The 17,398-nt window shown below is 64.7% G+C and carries 14 protein-coding genes and 1 pseudogene; 9 read left to right on the top strand and 6 right to left on the bottom strand.

The annotated features are described in order from the left end of the window. Positions 1-36 precede the first annotated feature (36 nt). From ACN2XU_RS00480 to ACN2XU_RS00465, 4 genes are all read left to right on the top strand, one after another. Positions 37-1,122, top strand: a complete 1,086-nt coding sequence (locus ACN2XU_RS00480; protein WP_419408415.1) for a Zn-dependent alcohol dehydrogenase — start codon at positions 37-39, stop codon at positions 1,120-1,122. A 103-nt stretch (positions 1,123-1,225) separates the two neighbouring features. Then, positions 1,226-2,458: a mandelate racemase/muconate lactonizing enzyme family protein gene (locus ACN2XU_RS00475; protein ID WP_419408414.1), complete on the top strand. Its 1,233-nt coding sequence runs from the start codon at positions 1,226-1,228 to the stop codon at positions 2,456-2,458. 96 nt (positions 2,459-2,554) lie between these two features. After that, on the top strand, positions 2,555-2,854 hold the full coding sequence (locus tag ACN2XU_RS00470; RefSeq protein WP_419408816.1) for an ArsR/SmtB family transcription factor: 300 nt from the start codon (positions 2,555-2,557) through the stop codon (positions 2,852-2,854). Next, positions 2,838-4,271: an amidase gene (locus ACN2XU_RS00465; protein WP_419408413.1), complete on the top strand. Its 1,434-nt coding sequence runs from the start codon at positions 2,838-2,840 to the stop codon at positions 4,269-4,271. The genes ACN2XU_RS00470 and ACN2XU_RS00465 overlap by 17 nt, the downstream gene beginning before the upstream one ends. Before the next feature lie 11 nt (positions 4,272-4,282). Here the strand turns inward: ACN2XU_RS00465 and rlmH are convergent, their stop codons facing one another. The 5 genes from rlmH to deoC form a co-directional block, all read right to left on the bottom strand. Next, positions 4,283-4,753, bottom strand: a complete 471-nt coding sequence (gene rlmH / locus ACN2XU_RS00460) for a 23S rRNA (pseudouridine(1915)-N(3))-methyltransferase RlmH (RefSeq protein ID WP_419408412.1) — start codon at positions 4,751-4,753, stop codon at positions 4,283-4,285. A gap of 9 nt (positions 4,754-4,762) precedes the next feature. Next, entirely contained in the window at positions 4,763-5,137 is a 375-nt protein-coding gene (gene rsfS / locus ACN2XU_RS00455; RefSeq protein ID WP_419408411.1) for a ribosome silencing factor, read from the bottom strand. A gap of 184 nt (positions 5,138-5,321) precedes the next feature. Continuing rightward, positions 5,322-7,655: an aldehyde dehydrogenase family protein gene (locus tag ACN2XU_RS00450; protein WP_419408410.1), complete on the bottom strand. Its 2,334-nt coding sequence runs from the start codon at positions 7,653-7,655 to the stop codon at positions 5,322-5,324. Beyond that, positions 7,652-7,948, bottom strand: coding sequence for a hypothetical protein (locus ACN2XU_RS00445; protein ID WP_419408409.1), 297 nt, complete (start codon positions 7,946-7,948; stop codon positions 7,652-7,654). Before ACN2XU_RS00445 ends, ACN2XU_RS00450 begins: the two co-directional genes overlap by 4 nt. A gap of 49 nt (positions 7,949-7,997) precedes the next feature. After that, on the bottom strand, positions 7,998-8,999 hold the full coding sequence (deoC, locus tag ACN2XU_RS00440) for a deoxyribose-phosphate aldolase (protein ID WP_419408408.1): 1,002 nt from the start codon (positions 8,997-8,999) through the stop codon (positions 7,998-8,000). A 209-nt stretch (positions 9,000-9,208) separates the two neighbouring features. Between deoC and ACN2XU_RS00435 the strand changes: the two genes are divergently transcribed. The 5 genes and pseudogenes from ACN2XU_RS00435 (at position 9,209) to ACN2XU_RS00415 (ending at position 15,800) form a co-directional block, all read left to right on the top strand. Then, complete coding sequence (locus tag ACN2XU_RS00435; protein ID WP_419408407.1) at positions 9,209-10,168, top strand: metal ABC transporter solute-binding protein, Zn/Mn family; 960 nt, start codon at positions 9,209-9,211, stop codon at positions 10,166-10,168. Positions 10,169-10,218: 50 nt separating this feature from the next. Continuing rightward, entirely contained in the window at positions 10,219-10,947 is a 729-nt protein-coding gene (locus tag ACN2XU_RS00430; RefSeq protein ID WP_419408406.1) for a metal ABC transporter ATP-binding protein, read from the top strand. Position 10,948: 1 nt separating this feature from the next. Continuing rightward, a pseudogene (locus tag ACN2XU_RS00425) lies at positions 10,949-11,848 on the top strand (metal ABC transporter permease); the annotation flags it as partial. Positions 11,849-11,865: 17 nt separating this feature from the next. Next, complete coding sequence (locus ACN2XU_RS00420) at positions 11,866-12,771, top strand: metal ABC transporter permease (RefSeq protein ID WP_419408405.1); 906 nt, start codon at positions 11,866-11,868, stop codon at positions 12,769-12,771. Between the two features lie 125 nt (positions 12,772-12,896). Continuing rightward, a complete protein-coding gene (locus tag ACN2XU_RS00415) occupies positions 12,897-15,800 on the top strand; it encodes an error-prone DNA polymerase (RefSeq protein WP_419408404.1) in 2,904 nt (967 codons plus the stop codon). A gap of 410 nt (positions 15,801-16,210) precedes the next feature. On the opposite strand, the gene ACN2XU_RS00410 is transcribed toward ACN2XU_RS00415, so the two are convergent. Continuing rightward, on the bottom strand, positions 16,211-17,395 hold the full coding sequence (locus ACN2XU_RS00410) for an amino acid aminotransferase (protein ID WP_419408403.1): 1,185 nt from the start codon (positions 17,393-17,395) through the stop codon (positions 16,211-16,213). Between the last annotated feature and the right edge of the window lie 3 nt (positions 17,396-17,398).

Here is a 17,398-nt window from a genome sequence, read left to right as displayed (position 1 = left end):
CACCCTTGCCCGGAACAACAGGGAGATGAGGGCGAGATGACCACAATAAAGGCAGCCGTCTGCACGGAATTCGGCAAACCGCTGGCAATCGAGGATCTGATCCTGCGCGCGCCGGGTGTCGGCGAAGTGGAGGTCACGCTTGAAGCCGTCGCCATCTGCCACTCCGACATCTCCTACGCGGAGGGCGCGTGGGGCGGCGATCTGCCCGCCGTCTATGGCCACGAAGCCGCCGGGCGTGTCACGGCTGTCGGCGACGGTGTAGCGGGCTTTGCGACCGGCGACCGCGTGGTTGTCACCCTGATCAAAAGCTGCGGCACCTGCGGCAATTGCGTGACCGGCCGCCCGGTGATCTGCGAAAGCCAGGCAGGCGGGGCCTCGCCCTTGTCCCGCGCCGATGGCACGCCCGTGGTCAAATCCATGAACTGCGGCGCCTTCGCGGAGCGGGTGATCGTCGATCCCAGCCAGATCGTCAAAATGCCAGATGACATGCCACCCGAGAGCATCGCCTTGCTCGCCTGCGGTGTCATCACCGGCATCGGTGCCGTGATCAACGCGGGCCGCCTGCGTCCCGGCGAAGATGTGGTCGTGATCGGCGCCGGGGGTGTCGGCCTCAATGCCATTCAGGGCGCGCGCATCGCGGGCGCCCGCCGCATCGTCGCCGTGGACATGAGCGCGGAAAAACTCGACGACGCCATGGATTTCGGAGCCACGCACGGCATACTCGCAACCTCGAAATCACCATGGAAACAGGCGTTCAAGGCGCTTGGGCGCGGGGCTGATCTGGTCGCGGTCACCGTTGGGGCCATTCCCGCCTACAATGACGCCCTGCGCTATATGGGCTGGGGCGGGCGCATGATCATGGTCGGCATGCCGCATTCCGGAGCGATGGCGGACTACGAACCGGTCGTGCAAGCCTTCATGGGACAACAGATGATCGGCTCGAAAATGGGTGACGTGGTAATCCAGCGCGATATCCCGTGGATGGCCGACCTCTATCGGCAAGGGCGTCTGAAACTCGACGAATTGGTCTCGAATCGCTGGACCCTCGATCAGATCAACGCGGCCATTGCCGACACAAAGTCAGGGAAGGCTCGGCGCAACGTCATTCTCTTCAATCAATAGGCCCCGTTTTCACTGGTCCTGAAATATCCCGGGGGTCTGGGGGCAGCGCCCCCAGCCGGTCGTCCGGCGCAAGCCGGGCGAAACACCATCAAGAGGAACGTCCATGAAACTGCAGGATCTCGATATCATCGTCACCGCGCCGCCGCATCCCGGGTGGGGGGGGCGGTACTGGATCCTGGTCAAGCTGACGACGGCCTGTGGCATCACCGGCTGGGGCGAATGCTATGGGGCTTCGGTCGGCCCCAAGGCCATGAAAGCGGTCATCGCGGATGTTTTCATGCGGTACCTTGAGGGGGAAAACCCGGAGAACATCGAGCGTGCCTTTCGCCGAACCTATTCTTCAGGGTTTACCCAGCGCCCCGATCTGACGGTCATGGGCGCTTTTTCGGGGCTGGAAATCGCCTGCTGGGATATCCTGGGCAAGCATCGCGACCGACCCGTCTGGGCGCTGCTTGGCGGGATGATGAACGAACGCATCCGCGCCTATACCTACCTCTATCCGCTGCCGCGGCATAATCTGACGGACTTCTGGACGAGCGCAGAGCAGGCCGGAGAGGCCGCCGCCGATTGCGTCGCGCGCGGCTATACGGCTGTCAAGTTTGACCCCGCCGGTCCCTATACCATGCACGGCGGCCACCAGCCAGCGATGTCCGACATCAGCCAGTCCGTGGCCTTTTGCAAAGCGGTGCGCGACGCGGTTGGCGACAAGGCTGACCTGCTGTTTGGCACCCACGGTCAGTTCACCACGGCCGGCGCGATCCGGCTCGGGCAGGCATTGGAGCCTTACAATCCGCTGTGGTTCGAAGAGCCGGTCCCGCCGGACAATCTGCTGGAATATGCGCAGGTCGCCAGCGCCGTGCGCATTCCCGTCGCGACCGGCGAGCGTCTGACCACGCGATCCGAGTTTGCCACGGTCCTGCGCAGCGGGGGCGCAAAGATCCTGCAACCGGCGCTTGGCCGGGCCGGAGGCCTCTGGGAGTGCCGCAAGCTGGCGGTCCTCGCAGAGAGTTTCAATGCCGAGATTGCACCGCATCTCTACGCCGGGCCGATCGAGTGGGCCGCCAACATTCAGCTTGCCACGGCGATCCCGAACCTGTTGCTCGCGGAAACCATCGAGACGCCGTTTCATGATCGCCTGATCAAGGGCAGCATCCGCGTCGAAGACGGCTTCGTCCGCGCGCCGCAGGGGCCCGGCCTCGGCATCGACGTCGATGAGGCCCTGGCCCGCGCGCATTCCTACACCGGCAGAGATCTGCACCTGCAAATGCAGGATGCGCCCTGCAATTATGCGGACGGCAACAGTTTCCAGGGTGGCGCGCCCGCCAGCGATCCGTGATCTCGCCTTTTTCGAATCGCACTGGTATAACGGCGCAAACTTTAAATCCGAGATAGAGCCGTGACCGTTCAGACCCCTCCTGCCCCGCCAAGCGAAATGGCGGCGAACGCCGCAAATGCGGCTGCCTTTCTCAAGACCCTCGCGCACGAGGGACGCTTGATGATCCTTTGTCACCTCGGCTCCGGCGAAAAATCCGTGGGCGAGCTTGAAGAGTTGCTTGGCATTCGTCAGGCGGCCGTAAGCCAGATGCTCGCACGGCTGCGCGAAGAGGGGCTGGCCGTGACGCGGCGGGAGGGCAAGACGATCTACTATTCCCTCGCCAACGAAAACACGAGCCGGGTGATCGGCCTGCTGTACGAGCTGTTTTGCGCAGGTCCCGATGAAGCCGGAGCCTGAGGCCGACCGTCCTGACTTCTCCGGCCCCGAACTGTCCCGCCTGACCGCGCGGCAGGCCGTTGACGCGCTGAAGTCGGGCGAGGTGACGCCGGTCGAGCTTGTCGAGGCGAGCCTTGCGCGGATCGCGCAGACTGGCCCCGCGATCAATGCCATGGTCACTACCTGCGCCGAACGCGCCCTGAGCGCGGCGCAAAATGCCGATCGCGACAGCCCTTTGGCGGGCCTCCCGATCGGGATCAAGGATCTGACCCCGGTCGCAGGTGTGCGCACCACCTGGGGCACGCCCGCGCTGGCGGATTTCATCCCCGAGGCCTCTGATCCGCTGGTGCTGCGGCTCGAAGCGCGCGGCGCGGTCGTCATTGGCAAGACAAACACCCCGGAGATGGGCGCAGGGGCCAATACCTTCAATCCGGTCTTTGGCGCGACGCTGAATCCCTGGGACACGCGGATGAACGCGGGCGGCTCCTCTGGCGGGGCGGCGGCGGGACTGGCCACGGGAGAAACATGGCTGAGCCACGGCTCGGATCTTGGCGGCAGCCTTCGGACACCGGCGAGTTTCTGCGGCATCGTGGGGCTGCGTCCCTCGCCGGGTGTGGTGACAGGTGGCGGCGCGGACCCGTTTGACACCATGCCGGTACAGGGGCCCATGGCGCGCGACGTGGCCGATTGTGCGCTCTTTCTGGATATGATGGCGGGATCGGACCCGGCCTCTCCGCTCAGCGTACCATCCCCGGAACAAAGCTACCTCGACCAGTGTCTTGCCCCGGCGGGCGCCATCCGCATCGCCTTTTCCGCCGATCTCGGGGGATGGGCGCCAGTGACGGACCAGATGACGCGCCTCCTGCGCGAGGGTCTCGACCGCATCACGGGTGACGGCGTTGCGCTGTTCGATGCCAAACCTCCCCTGCGCGGCGCGGAAGACTGTTTTCGCACGCTTCGCGCCCTTGGCTTTTGGGCACAGGCCCGCAAGACGCCGGAGCGCATCACCCGCCTGTACAAGCCTGCTTTGCAACAAAACATCGCCGATGGCGCGTCGCTGACCACCGAGGACGTGGCGCAGGCCATGACCACGCGGGCGCGGCTGTTTGCCGAAATGCGCGGGTTCCTGGGCGCCTATGACGTCCTGGCCTGCCCGGTGTCCGGAGTGCCACCGCTGCCGCAGGAGATCGAATACCCGACCGAGGTCGCCGGGGTGCCAAGCCGGGATTACCTGTCCTGGCTGGCTTTTGCCTTTCCGGCCACGCTCTGCGGTTTGCCGGCGCTGTCGCTGCCTCTGGGCTTTACCGAGAGCGGCCTGCCCGTCGGGGTGCAGCTCATTGGCCAACCGCGCGGCGAGGGCCGGTTGCTGCAAGTGGCGCGCGCCCTGGAGGCCCGCATCGGCTTTGCCGCTCGGCCGATTGACCCGATCATCCGATAAATCCGAGCGCGTCAGACGCGATGATACGGGCTGCCCGCCATGATCGAGGCGGCGCGATACAGTTGCTCCGTGAGCATCACACGCACCATCATATGCGGCCAGACCATTTGCCCGAAAGACAGGCTCAGGTTCGCCTCCGCCCGCAGGCCCGGATCAATGCCGTCCGCCCCGCCAATGACAAAGGCCAGATCGCCCGCGCCATCGTCGCGGACCCGGCCCATCCAATCGGAGAACTGCGGCGATGACATCAGCGTGCCACGCTCGTCCAGGCAACAGAGTTTGGCCCCGGACGGAATGGCGCGGCGCAGCAGATCGGCCTCTCCGGCCATGCCGCCGCCCTTCCGTTCGTCGACCTCATGCACAGAAACCGGGCCGAGGCTCAGCGCCCGCCCGGTTCTGTCGAATCGTTTGATATAGTCGTCGATCAGCGTACGTTCGGGGCCCGCCCGGAGGCGGCCCACCACGCATAGGTGGATGCGCATGGCGAGGCTTCAGGCGCCGGTCGGCGCAGCCCCGCTTGCCATCGGAACCCACATCTTCTCGAGCTGGTAGAACTCGCGCACTTCCGGACGGAAGATGTGAACCAGAACATCACCGCTGTCGATCAGCACCCAGTCCCCGGTTTCCTTGCCTTCGATCTTGGCAAGAACACCGCAGTCAGCCTTCAAGGCTTCAAGGATTTTCTCAGCGATTGCTGTCACTTGTCGCGACGAACGGCCGGAGCAGATCACCATGTAATCACACACGGATGTCTTGCCGCGCAGATCAATCTGCACGACCTCTTCGGCCTTGTTTTCATCGAGACTTTGCATGACCGAGGCCAGCACGTCTTCGCTGGTCACTTCGAGCCGGGCAGCCGCGTTCATTGCGGCTCCGGCATTCGCGGTATCAGCCGCACCTGCATTCGGAGTCAGGACAATGTCCTCCTTCAACAACCGCGCCGCATATAACACCCCGGCGCCGGGCACCTATGAAGATAACACCCTTGCGGCGCAATCTCAATGTTGCGGCAGCGCGGCATGATCGGATGGCGGGCATTTCCGCCGACGCTCATGCGCCATAGGGCACCCAGACGGTCTTGACCTCTGTTGCGGCATCAAGGAATGCCCGGCCTTCGCCCTGCGGCGTCATCCAGTCGCGCCCCTTGCCGTTGTTGACCCAGGTGCGTTTGAGGTTGCCCGCCGCGCCGGTTTCGATCTCAGCCGAGACATCGGAGGACGAAAAGGACCAGACCGCCTCCACGTCCGCATGAGAGGCCAGCGTCGGGGCCAGATCCCGGTGCGTCCCGGTCAGGATATTGACCACGCCGCCCGGCACATCAGAGGTGTCGAGAACCTGATAGAAATCCGCGGCGACCAGCGGGAAAGGCTCCGACGCCACCAGAACCACGCGATTGCCCATGGCTATTGCCGGTGCCATCGCAGAGACAAGCCCCAGCAGCGGATGCTCGTCGGGGCAAAGCACCCCGATCACGCCGCAGGCCTCGCGCATGGCAAGCGCCACGCCGCGCATCGGCACGCTGCGCACGTCGCCGTCGAACTTGTCAGCCCATGCGGCGTAGGTGAACAGACGGTCGACCGAAGCCTCCACTTCTTTCGTGCCGGTCTTGCCGCCGGTCAGGCGGTCGATCCGGGCCGCAAAGTCGCTGCCCCGGGCCGCCAGGTTTTCGGCGATATAATAAAGCACCTGGGCCCGCAGATGCGCCGTCGCATTGGTCCAGCCGGAGGCGGCGCGGGCCGCTTCGACCGCGTTGCGGATGTCCTTGCGGCTGGCAATCGGCGCCTGCCCGATCAGCTTGCCTTTCTTGTCATAGACATTGCGGGCATAGCCGCTGTCTGGCCGCGCCTGCTTGCCGCCGATGTAGAGCTTGGCGGTGCGATCCACCGATTGCGGCTCGCTGTCTTCGCCGGTGAACGGCGCAAGCCGCTTCAGGGTCTGCCCGGCGTTGTCAGCACAGGTGTAGGCCGCGAGCCCTTCCCAGCCGCCTTCCCGGCCAAAACCGCTCTCGCGCACGCCGCCAAAGCCCGCCGCCGCGTCGAGCAGGTTGGCTCCGTTGACCCAAACCACGCCCGCGGCCAACTTGGGCGCGATGTCGAGCGCTGTGTTGATGTTTTCCGACCAGACCGAAGCAGCAAGGCCATAGCGGGTGTTGTTGGCGATCTCCACCGCCTCGGATGGGGTTCGGAAGGTCGAAGAGACCAGTACCGGCCCAAAGATCTCCTCCTGCATCAGCGGTGAGGCGGAGGACAGCCCCGAGATCAGCGTCGGCGGATAGAAACACCCCTCCGGCGTACCACTGCATTGATGCACCGTTCCATCGCTGCCCGCGACCAGGGCGGCGATACGCGCGCGCTGCTCGGGATCAACGATGGCGCCGACATCGATGCATTTGTCGAGCGGATCGCCGATGCGGAGCTTGTCCATGCGCGCGATCAGGCGGTCATGGACTGTCTGGGCGATCCCCTCCTGCACCAGCAGACGCGAGCCGGCGCAGCAAACCTGCCCACCATTGAACCAGATGGCATCAACCAGACCTTCGACCGCCGAGTCGATATCCGCATCTTCAAAGACGATGTACGGCGACTTGCCCCCGAGTTCGAGCGTCAACGCCTTGCCGCTGCCTGCTGTGGCGGCCCGGATCTTGCGGCCAACCTCGGTCGAGCCGGTGAACGCGACCTTGTTCACGTCCGACGCCACAACCCTTTCGCCGACGGCGCCGTCGCCCGTGACGATGTTCACGACGCCCTTCGGCAGGCCCGCTTGACGGCAGATGTCCGCGAACAAAAGCGCCGTGAGGGAGGTCCACTCAGCGGGCTTGAGCACCACGGTATTGCCCATCGCCAGCGCAGGCGCGACCTTCCACGACAGCATCAACAGCGGGAAATTCCACGGGATCACCTGGCCACACACGCCCAGCGCCCGTCGTCCCGGCAACTCCGCCTCCATCAACTGCGCCATCCCGGCATGATAATAGAAATGCCGCTGCGCCAGGGGTACGTCGATGTCGCGGCTCTCCCGGATCGGCTTGCCATTGTCGAGCGTTTCAAGCACGGCGAACAGCCGCGCGTGCTTTTGCAGCAGCCGCGCCAGCGCATAGAGGTGGCGCGCGCGCCCCTTGCCGCCCAGCGCCTCCCAGTCGGGCTGCGCCTTGCGCGCGGCTTGCACGGCCGCATCGACATCCGCTTGTGATGCCTGCGTGATCTCGGCCAGCACCTCGCCGGTTGCCGGGTTACGGCTCTCGAACACATCGCCGGGCTTGGTGAAACTGCCGTCGATGAAACAGCCGAATCGCGCGCCTTGATCGGTGATCCAAGCCAGCGCATCACCGGCGCTCTCGGGGGCGGGGCCATAGTCCATGGTTTCGAAGATGTCCTTAACGGTCATAGGTACTGCTTTCTCACAAAGAGGAAGAGAATATAGGCCAGCCAGAGCAGCGCCACGCCCCAGAGGCCGCGCTGGATCCGGCCGGTGCGGCGGTGCAGGCTGGCATAAGAGTTGAGCCCCTCGGGGAGTTTATCGGGCGGCGGCGCAAAGTCCGGTTCGGGTCCAAGAAGGCGCTGCAAACGCGTGGGCAGGTCGCGCATCGCCTTGCGGATGCGCTTGCGGCGCCAGTGGAGCGCGCCCATCCAAAGCATGAGAAACACGCCGAACAGGCTGTAAAACGGGCTCATCTGCATCGCACCGCCTCCGGCGTCTTCCTGGTAAAGCTGTTCAAAAGGCCCATCCTCAGCCCATCGCGTGACGCCAGTTGGCGGAATAGTTCCCTGTCACATGGTGCTCAAGCTGGCGTTCGATGTCGCCAAGCAGGCTGGACGCGCCAAAGCGGAACAGGTCCGGCCGCAGCCAGCGGTCGCCGAGCTCCTCCTTGATCAGAGCGAGATAATTCAGCGAGTCCTTGGCCTTGGAGATCCCGCCCGCAGGTTTGTAACCGACGCGGTAGCCGGTGCGTTGATGATAGTCACGGATCGCCCGGATCATCACAAGGCTGACCGGCAGCGTGGCGTTCACGCTTTCCTTGCCGGTGGAGGTCTTGATGAAGTCCGCTCCCGCCATCATGCAGACGAGCGATGCGCGCGCGACGTTCTGCAACGTGCCAAGCTCGCCGGTGGCAAGGATCGCTTTTACATGTGCCTCGCCGCAGGCCTCGCGGAAGGCGCGCATTTCGTCAAAGAGGCCCCGCCAGTCACCGCTCAGCACCTTGCGCCGCGAGATGACGATGTCGATCTCGGCGGCTCCGGCCTTCACGCTTTCCTCGATCTCGGCAATTCGCAGGTGCATCGGCGACAGCCCCGCCGGAAACCCCGTGGAAACGGCGGCGACCGGAATGCCGGAGCCGTCCAGCGCCGCAACAGCGGGTTCGATCATGTCATGATAGACACAGACCGCCCCGACGGTCAGCCCGTTCAGGCCCAGAGCGTCCAGAAGATCGGCGCGGACCGGCTGTCGCGCCTTGGCGCAGAGCCGCGCGACCCGGCCCACCGTGTCGTCGCCGGACAGGGTGGTCAGGTCGATGCAGGACACCGCCCGGGCCAGCCAAGCGGCCTGATAGTCTTTCTTGACGCTGCGCCGCCCCGGCAAGGTTGCCGCGCGGCGCTCAATGGCCGAGCGGTTCGCCCGGGCGCGCATGACCCAATCCATGTCCAGAGCCATGCCCGGATTTCGCGCTTCGTGCAGTTGCGGCAGGTGGACATTTTCGGTCCCTCTGACGGCCTTTTGGGATGTGCTCATCCGGTCCTCCCCGTGACGGCATTCAGATCCTGCGCAGAGTGACCGCGCGACCGGCGGATTTCAAGCATTCCGCAACGGCCCGTTTGTGCCGCAGCCCGCCTGGAATCGGACAAAGAGTCTCTGGGCCCCTCTTTTACATGCGAACAAGTCGCAAAAGCATTGACCTTTTGAGAACCACTCGCATATAGATCAGACGAAGGGAGCGCTGAATGTATCCGACACGCCGCCACGTCCTGACCGGGCTTCTTGCAACGCCATTGATTGCGCGCGGCGCCTTGGCCGCCGCACCCCTGTCCGTCATTGCGACAACAGGCATGATCGCCGATGCCGCCCGCGCCGTGGCCGGGGATCTGGCGGAGGTGCGCGCGCTGATGGGGCCGGGCGTCGATCCCCATGGCTATCGCCAGACCCGATCCGACATTGCCGCCATGGCCCGCGCCGATCTTGTCCTGAGCAACGGGCTTTACCTTGAAGCTCAGCTTGAGGACTTCCTGGATGTGCTGTCGCGGCGCGTGCCTGTCTCCGCCGTGGCCGAGGCGCTGCCGGAAGAGCTTCGGCTCTCGCACGCAGACTACGATGGTCGCTATGATCCGCACATCTGGATGGCGCCGTCGCTCTGGCGCTATGCTGTCGGCTCCACGCGCGATGCGCTGACAGACCTGCGTCCCGAACATGCTGACGCGTTCGCGGCCAATGCCGATGCCTACCTTGCCGAGCTTGATGCCTTGCAAAGCTATGCGCAGGACACACTGGCCAAGGTCCCCGACGCGTCGCGCATCCTTGTCACGGCCCATGACGCCTTCAACTACTTCGGGCGCGAATACAGCTTCGACGTCGAAGGCATTCAGGGCATTTCGACCGAGTCCGAAGCCGGTTTGCAGCGCATCGGCGCGCTTGTCGATCTACTGGTCCAGCGCGACATCGAAGCGGTCTTTGTCGAAACCTCCGTGTCCGACCGCAACATGCGCGCCCTCATCGAAGGAGCCGCGGCGCAGGGCCGGACGGTGCGCATCGGCGGCGAGTTGTTCTCCGATGCCATGGGCACACCCGGCACCTATGAAGGCACCTATATCGGCATGATCGACCACAATGTGACCACCATCGCCGGCGCGCTCGGCGCGGATGTCCCCGAAGGCGGCATGTCCGGCAAACTGAAGGCTGGTGGCTGATCATGTCTCCACGCGATATGAGCTACCACACCGCCCAGCACGGCCGGGTAATGGCAGACAGTCCCCTGGCGCTGCGCGGCCTGACCGTGGCCTATGATGCCGAAACCGTGGTTCAGGACGTGGACATGACGGTGGTCCCGGGAAGCATGACGGCGATTGTCGGCCCCAACGGTGCGGGCAAATCGACCCTGCTTAAAGCCGCCCTTGGCATCGTCAAACCCCTTGGCGGGCAGGCCCGCTTCTGGGACGGACCGCTGAGTGAAAATCGCAAGCGCATCGCCTATGTACCGCAACGCGCCAGTGTCGACTGGGATTTCCCGACGCGGGTGATCGACGTTGTTCTGATGGGCCTCTATCAGGACCTCGGCCTGTTCCGGCGCGTGCGCCCCGCCCATCGCGCCACCGCGCAGGCCTGCCTCGAACGGGTCGGGATGGTGGCCTTTTCCAACCGCCAGATCGGACAGCTGTCTGGCGGGCAGCAGCAGCGCGTCTTCCTCGCCCGTGCCCTCGCACAGAATGCAGATCTTTACCTGTTGGACGAGCCCTTCGCCGGGGTCGATGCCGCCACCGAAGCGGCGATCATCACCGTTCTGAAATCCCTGCGGGACGAGGGGCGGACCGTCGTGGCCGTGCACCATGATCTGACCACGGTTGCGCAGTATTTCGACCATGTCTTCTTGATCAACCGACACCGCATCGCCGAAGGCCCTGTGGCGGATGCCTTTACCCAGAAATCGCTGGATGCCGCCTATGGCGGCCGCGTTCAGCTTCGGGTCTGACATGCTCTTCGAGGCATTGACCTTCCAACTCGGCTATAACGCCGCGCTGGTGGCGCTGGGCGCCTCGGCGCTGGGGCTGGCGGCAGGGGTCGTCGGGGCGTTTCTCTATTTCCGCAAACGCTCTCTCGTATCCGATGCCGTCAGCCATGCCACCCTTCCGGGCCTTGCGCTGGCCTTTCTGGCCCTCGTCGCATTGGGCGGCGAGGGGCGCAGCTTGCCCGGCCTGATGCTTGGATCGGCGCTGTCCGCCTGGGCCGGCCTGTTGATCGTTGGATGGCTGACCCGCAACACACGGCTGCGCGAGGACGCGGCGATCGGCGCGGTCTTGTCGGTGTTTTTCGGTTTCGGTATCGTGCTGCTGACCGTGATCCAGACCATGCAAAGCGGACGCCAGGCAGGGCTGGACAGCTTTCTGCTCGGCTCCACCGCCGGGATGCTTCGCAGCGACGCGCTGCTGATCGCTGCCGGAGGTCTGCTTGTTCTGGCGGCGGTCTGGGCGCTGCGGCGCCCACTGCTGCTGACCGCCTTTGACGAAGGCTTTGCCGAGGTGCAGGGGATCAATACGCACCGGCTCGACCTTGCCCTGATGACGCTGGTTCTCGCCGTGACCGTGGTGGGGCTGAAGATCGTCGGACTGATCCTGATTGTCGCCTTGCTGATCATCCCCGCCGCGGCCGCGCGTTTCTGGTCTGACAATGCCACGCGGGTTGTCCTGCTTTCGGGCCTGTTCGGCGGATTGTCCGGCCATGTCGGCGCCGCGCTCTCGGCCACCGCCCCAAGCCTGCCGACGGGGCCGATCATCGTGCTGATGTCGACCGCGCTTTTCACGCTATCCATGCTGTTTGCCCCATCGCGGGGGGTGATCGCCGCGATCCTGCGACATCGGCGCCTGAGCCGCCGCGCGGGGGAGGCAGGCTGATGGGATACGAGTTTGTCGCCCTCTCGCTCCCCCCGATGGTGATCGGGATGCTCGCTGCCATGGCCTGCGCCCTGCCCGGCAACTTCCTGCTGCTGCGACGGCAGGCCATGATCGGCGATGCCATAAGCCATGTCGTCCTGCCGGGGATCGTGGTGGCTTTCCTTGTCACTGGAACGATCACCGCGATCCCGATGATGATCGGCGCAGCGGGGGCGGCGCTGGTCTCGGTGCTCCTGATCGAAGCGGTACGCCGCTATGGCAAGGTGGAGCCGGGCGCAGCCATGGGTGTCGTCTTCACCACCATGTTCGCCGCTGGCGTGCTGCTTCTGGAGCAATCGGACACGTCGTCGGTGCATCTGGACGTGGAGCATGCGCTGTACGGCAATCTTGAGAGCCTGATCTGGCTGGACGCGCTCGGCTGGGAATCGCTGGTGGACCTCGGAACGCTCGCCCTGCTGCCGCCTGAACTGTTTCGCATGATCGTCGCCTTTGTCTTGATCGCCCTGGCCACCGTTCTCTTCTGGCGCCCCATGGCGTTGGCGACCTTCGACGAAGGCTTTGCCCGGTCGCTTGGTCTGCCCACTGGTCTGATCGGCCTCGGCATCGTGGCCATGGCGGCGCTGGCTGCGGTTGCAGCCTTTGATGCGGTGGGGTCGATCATCGTCATCGCGATGTTCATCTGCCCCCCCGCCGCCGCGCGATTGATGACCAACCGATTGGAGCATCAGGTCCTGTGGTCCCTGTTGTTCGCCGCTCTGTCCGCGCTGATCGGTTATGTCCTGGCGGGCTATGGCCCGCTCTGGATTGGCGGGACGGCATCGGTGTCTGCTGCCGGCATGATCGCAACAGTCTCCGGCCTGATCCTTGGCATAACGGCACTGGCAGCGCCGCACAGACACGCCTGATCTTCTTCCCTTCGGAAGAGACACAACCGGCACACCGGCCCTTTTTCGCCCGCGGACCGGGATTTTGACAAATCCGCAAAACACAGGACTCCAAAAGAACAAAATAAGAACATATAATCCCGACCATGTTCGCCGAACTCTGCATCACATCCAATTTCTCATTTCTCTGGGGTGCCTCGCATCCCGAGGAGTACATGGAGCGTGCCGCCCTTCTCGGTGTCACGGCCATTGCCATCGCCGATGTGAACTCCGTCGCCGGCATCGTGCGCGCCCACAGTCAGGCAAAGGAAATTGGCCACCAGATCAGGGAGCGGCAAACCATCGAGGCCAGGAATGGCCCCATCGGCCCGCCCCGGCCGCCGCATTTGCCGCCCGAACCACCACAAATCCACATCGGGACAATCCCGCGCCTCATCCCCGCCGCAAGACTGGTCTTTCGCGAAGGGATCGAGATCACCTGTCTGGCCGCGACGCGGGAGGGCTGGGCCCTGCTGTGCCGCCTGATCTCGAAAGGGCGACTCCGTGCCGAGAAGGGCGCTTGCGACATCAGCCTCACGGATCTGCCCGGCTCCCTTCCGGGGCTACGCCTGATCCTGCACCCCCCGTCAGAGGCGCAGGTCCCGACATCCGGCGCGGACGGGTGGCTGACACGGGCGCAACCGCTGTCGCGCCGCTTTGCCGGGCAGATGTTCCTTGCCCTCGCCCCTTCCTACACCGGGCAGGACAAAGCGCATCTGGACAGGCTCGCCACCCTGGCCCGAACGCTGGACATGCCGACCATCGCCACCGCCATTCCGCGCATGCACCATGGCCGCCGCCGAAGGCTGGCCGATGTTCTGACGGCTGTACGCACGGGCACCCGTGTCGATCAGCTTGGCCGCAGTGCGCTGGCCAATGCCGAACAGCGCCTGCGCTCGGAAGATGACATGCGCGCCCTGCTGGGCCGCCATGCCAGCGCCGTGGACCGCGCCGCCGCGCTCGCCGCCGAGTGCACCTTCGATATTGCTTCGCTGCGCTATGAGTACCCCTCCGAGATCGCCGATGGCGAAACCGCTTCCCAGCGGCTGTCCCGCCTCGCCCTGGCGGGCCTGGACTGGCGTTACCCGCAGGGCGCGCCAGAGCGGGTCCGGACCATGCTCAACCATGAGCTGGCGCTGATCGCCAAACTCCGGTACGAGCCGTACTTTCTGACCGTACGCGACATCGTCGCCTTCGCCCGCTCCCGAGACATCCTGTGCCAGGGGCGCGGGTCCGCCGCAAACTCGGTGGTCTGCTTCGCCCTCGGCATCACCTCCGTCAGCCCCGAGGTCGGCACCATGGTCTTCGAACGCTTCGTCAGCGAGGCCCGGGACGAGCCGCCCGACATCGACGTCGACTTCGAGCACGAACGCCGCGAGGAAGTGATCCAGCACATCTACGAGCGCTATGGCCGTCACCGCGCGGGCCTGTGCGCCACGGTCATCCATTACCGCGGCAAGCGCGCGATTCGTGAGGTCGGCCGCGCCATGGGTCTGTCGCAGGACACCATCGGGGCCCTGTCGTCGCAGCTCTGGGGCTTTTTCTCGACGGACGCGGTCGAAGACAGCCGCCTGCGCGAGATCGGCCTCGATCCCGAGGACCGGCAGCTGCGCCTGACCATGGAACTCGTCCGCGAGATCATCGGCTTCCCCCGGCACCTCTCGCAGCATGTGGGCGGCTTCATCATCACCGAAGGGCGGCTCGACGAACTGGTGCCAATCGAGAACGCCTCCATGGAGGGGCGCACGGTGATCTGCTGGGACAAGGACGACATCGACGCCCTTGGCATCCTGAAGGTCGACGTTCTCAGTCTGGGTATGCTCACGTGTATCCGCAAGGCCTTCGACCTCATCGCCCTGCATCACGGGCGCTCCTACAGCCTCGCCACCCTCCCCCCCGAAGAGCAGCGCGTCTACGACATGCTCTGCCGCGCCGACACCATTGGCGTCTTTCAGGTCGAAAGCCGGGCACAGATGAACTTCCTGCCGCGCATGAAACCACGCTGCTTCTATGATCTTGTGATCGAGGTCGCCATCATCCGTCCAGGCCCCATTCAGGGCGACATGGTCCACCCCTACATCCGCCGCCGCAACGGCGAGGAGGTGGTGCAGTTTCCGTCCGATGAGCTTGGCAAGGTGCTGGGCAAGACACTCGGCGTGCCCCTGTTTCAGGAGCAGGCCATGCAGATCGCCATCACCGGAGCGGGGTTTTCCCCCGAAGAGGCTGACCGACTGCGCCGCTCCCTCGCCACTTTCAAGAAGCACGGCAATGTCTCGGAATTTCGCACCCGCTTCCTGCGCGGGATGGCAAACAACGGCTACGACCAGGACTTTGCCGACCGTTGCTTTTCCCAGATCGAGGGCTTCGGCTCCTACGGTTTTCCCGAAAGCCATGCGGCGAGCTTTGCCCTGCTTGTCTATGCTTCCGCCTGGATCAAACGCTTTCACCCCGGCATCTTCGCCTGCGCCCTGCTGAACGCCCAGCCGATGGGCTTCTACGCCCCGGCGCAGATCGTCCGCGACGCTCGCGCGCATGGGGTGACGGTGCGGCCCATCTGCATCAACGCCAGCTTCTGGGACAACCGGATGGAGCCGGACGACCAGGGGGGCCTCGCCCTGCGCCTCGGCTTTCGCCAGATCAAGGGGCTGTCGGAGGAAGATGCGAACTGGATCACCGCCGCGCGCGGCAACGGCTATACCACGGTGCGCGATGTCTGGCGGCGGGCGGGGCTGGGGCCGAAGCTGCTGACCCGGCTGGCCGAGGCCGACTGCTTCGCCGCGCTGGACCTGCCCCGCCGCTCCGCCCTTTGGGAGGCGAAGGCCCTGACCAACGGGCCGGACCTGCCGCTCTTCAGCCTCGACATGGACGGGGAGGCGATTGCTGAACCTGAAACGTATCTGCCCGTCATGAGCCCCGGCGAGGCGGTGGTAGAGGATTACGTCTCCATGAGCCTGAGCCTGCGCGCGCATCCGATGGCGCTGCTCCGCCCTTTCCTGACGCACGCCCCGTGACATGACTGGGCGAGGGGGCGCTGCCCCCGTCGCGCGCAAGCGCGCGACCCCCCGGGATATTTTAGCAGAAAAGAAGCACACAGGACCGCTCCCGGTGGCCGCATGATGGCTATCTATTCTGGAGGAGTTTCCAAAGCAGGCAAAACCGATACCTCCCTCGCCGTTGCCGCCGAGATGCGCCCCGGGTGGCCGCGCGCCCCGGCTTCGTCAGTCCCGAACGCTTCCAGAGCTTGACGCATCTGGAAACGCTGCTGTCGATCGGTGTCTTCGAAGATGAGCACGCCGTGGCTCGTTGACCCCTTGTTGTTAAAACACCCACCCAACAGAAAACGGCGTCCCCTGAGAGACGCCGTCTTTGCAAGCGCGACATTCCGTAGGGCGGGGCTATGCCCCGCACCCTGGGCGGGACATCAAACCCCCGCGTTGAGGATCGCTTTTGCGAGGATCGGAACAGTGGTCTTGTTCAGACCTGCGATATTCAAGCGGGAGTCGCCGACCATGTAGATCCCCGAATCCGCCCGCATCGCCTCAACTTGCTCCGGCGTCGCGCCCAAGCGGGAGAACATGCCGCGATGCTGCGCAATGAAGCCGAAGCGGTCCGAACCGGAGAGGCGTTGAAGCTCGCTTGCCAGTTGCTCGCGCAGACCCAGCATCGAAAGCCGCACCTCTTCCAGCTCCGCCGCCCAATCCGCGCGCAGGGCCGGATCGTTCAGCACCATCGTAACCAGCCGCGCGCCGTGGTCGGGCGGGAAGGAATAGTTCTGGCGGTTGAGGTAGTTCAGCGTGCCCTGGTTGAGCCTTTGATTGCCGTTCTCGTTTGCCACGGTCATCAAAAGACCAGTGCGCTCGCGGTAGATGCCGAAGTTCTTCGAGCAGGAGGCCGCGATCAGCGCCTCGGGACAAGAAGACGCGATCAGGCGCACGCCTTTCGCATCTTCTTCCAGACCATCGCCAAAGCCCTGATACGCGATGTCCACCATCGGGATCAGACCTTTGCGATTGAGCAGCGCAACAAGGTCTTTCCACTGGGAAATGTTCAGGTTCGCGCCCGTCGGGTTGTGGCAGCAGCCATGCACCAGAACCACATCACCGGCCTTCGCCTCTTCGAGATCGGCCATCATGCCATCGAAATCCACGCCGCGGGTCTCGTTATCGAAATAGCGGTACATCACCGTTTCGATCTGCATGTGCTTGAGGATCGACAAATGGTTCGGCCATGTCGGATCGGAGACGAACACCCGCGCGTCCGGGTTCGCCATCTTGATCAGGTCAAACGCCTGCCGCACCGCGCCGGTGCCGCCCGGAGTGGCCGCCGCAGACACATTGCCACGCGGCACCGCATCGCCCAAGACAAGCGCGACCATTGCATCGCCATAAGCCGGATCACCCGCCAGCCCGGTGTAGGCCTTGGTCTGCTCCTGTTCCCACAGCTGCTTTTCGGCGGCCTTGATGGCGCGCATGATCGGGGTGTTTCCGCTGGCGTCCTTGTAGACGCCGACGCCGAGGTCGATCTTGGTCTCGCGCGGGTCTTCCTTGTAGGCCTGCATGAGCATCAGGATCTTGTCGGCGGGTTGCTCCTTGAGGGATTCGAACATCTG

The sequence above is a fragment of the Pacificoceanicola niger genome (assembly GCF_048553275.1).
Taxonomy (GTDB): domain Bacteria; phylum Pseudomonadota; class Alphaproteobacteria; order Rhodobacterales; family Rhodobacteraceae; genus Pacificoceanicola.
This window is presented reverse-complemented; position numbering and strand designations above follow the sequence as displayed.

Excerpts from the sequence above, each read along its gene's own strand:
- ACN2XU_RS00470 (WP_419408816.1), top strand. The coding sequence starts at position 2,555 with ATGGCGGCGAACGCCGCAAATGCGGCTGCCTTTCTCAAGACCCTCGCG.
- ACN2XU_RS00465 (WP_419408413.1), top strand. The coding sequence starts at position 2,838 with ATGAAGCCGGAGCCTGAGGCCGACCGTCCTGACTTCTCCGGCCCCGAA.
- rlmH (WP_419408412.1), bottom strand. The coding sequence starts at position 4,753 with ATGCGCATCCACCTATGCGTGGTGGGCCGCCTCCGGGCGGGCCCCGAA.
- ACN2XU_RS00420 (WP_419408405.1), top strand. The coding sequence starts at position 11,866 with ATGGGATACGAGTTTGTCGCCCTCTCGCTCCCCCCGATGGTGATCGGG.
- ACN2XU_RS00410 (WP_419408403.1), bottom strand. The coding sequence starts at position 17,395 with ATGTTCGAATCCCTCAAGGAGCAACCCGCCGACAAGATCCTGATGCTC.
- rsfS (WP_419408411.1), bottom strand. The coding sequence starts at position 5,137 with ATGAACGCGGCTGCCCGGCTCGAAGTGACCAGCGAAGACGTGCTGGCC.
- deoC (WP_419408408.1), bottom strand. The coding sequence starts at position 8,999 with ATGAGCACATCCCAAAAGGCCGTCAGAGGGACCGAAAATGTCCACCTG.
- ACN2XU_RS00450 (WP_419408410.1), bottom strand. The coding sequence starts at position 7,655 with ATGACCGTTAAGGACATCTTCGAAACCATGGACTATGGCCCCGCCCCC.
- ACN2XU_RS00415 (WP_419408404.1), top strand. The coding sequence starts at position 12,897 with ATGTTCGCCGAACTCTGCATCACATCCAATTTCTCATTTCTCTGGGGT.
- ACN2XU_RS00475 (WP_419408414.1), top strand. The coding sequence starts at position 1,226 with ATGAAACTGCAGGATCTCGATATCATCGTCACCGCGCCGCCGCATCCC.
- ACN2XU_RS00480 (WP_419408415.1), top strand. The coding sequence starts at position 37 with ATGACCACAATAAAGGCAGCCGTCTGCACGGAATTCGGCAAACCGCTG.
- ACN2XU_RS00435 (WP_419408407.1), top strand. The coding sequence starts at position 9,209 with ATGTATCCGACACGCCGCCACGTCCTGACCGGGCTTCTTGCAACGCCA.
- ACN2XU_RS00445 (WP_419408409.1), bottom strand. The coding sequence starts at position 7,948 with ATGCAGATGAGCCCGTTTTACAGCCTGTTCGGCGTGTTTCTCATGCTT.
- ACN2XU_RS00430 (WP_419408406.1), top strand. The coding sequence starts at position 10,219 with ATGGCAGACAGTCCCCTGGCGCTGCGCGGCCTGACCGTGGCCTATGAT.